1 protein-coding gene is annotated in these 541 nt (G+C 69.3%); it reads right to left on the reverse strand.

Going from position 1 to position 541, the window contains the following annotated elements; genetic code table 11:
• Positions 1–436: glycoside hydrolase family protein (locus AACY19_RS26900; RefSeq protein ID WP_339454529.1), on the reverse strand; the 436-nt coding region annotated here is incomplete at its 3' end.
• Positions 437–541 lie beyond the last annotated feature (105 nt).

The following is a 541-nucleotide window of genomic DNA, read 5'->3' on the forward strand; positions in this document are numbered from 1 at the left end:
GCACGATATACCCCCGGAATGCCTCGCACGCCGCGCGCCAGCGATGCGCCGCCGCCTCGCGCGCCATCGGCGAACCGCGCCAACGGCCCGCACCGGCGTTGAGGATGAAGTCGCCGGCCTGCCCGCGCAACGACACCGGGCCGGATAGCAGCTCTGGCGTGATCGCCACCGCCTCGCTGGTCGCTTCGGTGAGGTCGGCTTTCGACCAGGCATCGCATTGCGCCTTGGTTGCCGTCATTCCAGGACGGACATTGCGGGTACGCCCGTTGCAGATCGTCCATACCCCTCCGCCGTCCTGATAGGCTTTGTAAACGGTGCCCTCCGCAGCGCGCGTGCCGGGCAACGCCAGCGTGACGGCTGCAGCGATCAACGCACCGATGCCAGCGCCGACGCCGACCTTGTTGGCCGGGCTCAGCTTGCGCGGTTCACTGGGCATCGGTCGGCACCTTGCGGGTGATGCGCGCGGCCGCGATCGCGATCAGCAGCAGCACCGGAAACGATCCGGTCAGCCACGCCGGGAGCAGCGCGCGCAGATCCTGTG

It is taken from the genome of Pseudomonas sp. EA_5y_Pfl2_R50, from assembly GCF_963970475.1.
Lineage (GTDB): Bacteria > Pseudomonadota > Gammaproteobacteria > Pseudomonadales > Pseudomonadaceae > Aquipseudomonas.